This window comes from Kordia algicida OT-1, from assembly GCF_000154725.1.
Classification (GTDB): Bacteria; Bacteroidota; Bacteroidia; order Flavobacteriales; family Flavobacteriaceae; genus Kordia; species Kordia algicida.
In genome coordinates this window covers 1003907-1005384 of sequence record NZ_DS544873.1, presented here as the reverse complement: position 1 = coordinate 1005384, position 1478 = coordinate 1003907, and the positions used below count along the sequence as shown (strand labels likewise).

Here is a 1478-nt window from a genome sequence, read left to right as displayed (position 1 = left end):
AAAGCAAAGCGATCCAAAAGCAAAGCGATCCAAAAGCAAAGCGATCCAAAAGCAAAGCGATCCAAAAGCGAAGCGATCCAAAAGCAAAGCGATCCAAAAGCAAAGCGATCCAAAATAAAATCGTATCTTTGTGACTCATGTTTCAATTTTTAAAACATATCAGCGCCGTTGCACTTGCATTCTTAATGCTATTCTCAACGTTTTCATTCACCATAAACAAACATACTTGTGGTGGTGTTCCTGTTAGTTTTTCAATTGGAATACCTGCAGAAACTTGCGGAATGGAAGTTGACAATAACAATTCCGAGCAAACTACGTTTCAAAAGTCTTCCTGTTGTGACGACATTTCTACCTTCATACAAGGTCAGGATGAATTGTCTTCATCACAAGAAGCTTCTTTCATTACACACACATTCATCAACGCATTTGTATACAGCTACATTTATGTGCTTCCAACGGAAGATACAGAGAAAGCGATCTACAAACCATATGTGCCACCACCATTAATAAAGGACATACAATTGCTTGATGAAACTTTCCTTATTTGATATATATAGTACACATGTACAGTTCCTAAGATGCTTCTTATGGAAACACTATTGCTATGCAATACATTCAAAAAAATGTATCTATAAATATCAACATTCATGCTCAACAAAAGCATCAAATTTCTAATACAACACAAGCTTGTCGCTGTACTCCTACTCGTTACTATTATTGGTTTCGGACTCAGTACTGCACCATTCAATTGGAAGCTTGGAGATTTTCCAAAAAATGCCGTGGCTGTAGACGCCATTCCTGACATTGGCGAAAACCAACAAATCGTATTTACCAAATGGCAAGGTCGCTCACCAAAAGACATTGAAGATCAAATTACCTATCCGCTAACCACAACATTGATGGGAATTCCTGGTGTAAAAACCGTGCGCAGTTCGTCTATGTTTGGATTTTCAAGCATCTATATCATCTTTGACGATGAGGTTGATTTCTATTGGAGTCGCAGTCGCATCTTAGAAAAACTCAACGCTTTACCAAGTTCCTTACTTCCCGAAGGTGTACAACCAACGCTTGGACCAGACGCCACAGGTTTAGGACAAATATATTGGTATACACTAGAAGGCAGAGACGAACACGGAAACGTTACAGGCGGTTGGGATTTGCAAGAACTTCGCAGCATTCAAGACTACTACGTAAAACCTGCCTTATCTAGCGCAACCGATGTGTCGGAAGTTGCATCCATTGGCGGATACATTCAAGAATATCAAATAGATGTACAACCTGATGTTCTCAAAAAATACAACATCACATTGGCACAAGTTGTGAATGCAATTCGGAATACCAACAAAGAAATTGGCGCAAAAACCTTAGAAATCAATCGTGCAGAATACGTAGTACGTGGCTTGGGTTATGTAAAATCGATTGCAGATATTGAAAATACGGCTATCAAATCGGAAGGATTTACGCCAGTCTTGGTCAAA

At 39.2% G+C, this 1478-nt stretch carries 2 protein-coding genes; both read left to right on the top strand.

What is annotated here, in order from left to right; genetic code table 11:
• Positions 1-137: 137 nt before the first annotated feature.
• The gene (locus tag KAOT1_RS04190) at positions 138-548 is read left to right on the top strand and encodes an HYC_CC_PP family protein (protein WP_007093466.1); all 411 of its coding nucleotides are present in this window, start codon (positions 138-140) and stop codon (positions 546-548) included.
• A gap of 99 nt (positions 549-647) precedes the next feature.
• Positions 648-1478: efflux RND transporter permease subunit (locus KAOT1_RS04185; RefSeq protein ID WP_007093465.1), on the top strand; the 831-nt coding region annotated here is incomplete at its 3' end.

Coding starts and splice junctions, on each gene's coding strand:
- KAOT1_RS04190 (WP_007093466.1), top strand. CDS start 138: ATGTTTCAATTTTTAAAACATATCAGCGCCGTTGCACTTGCATTCTTA.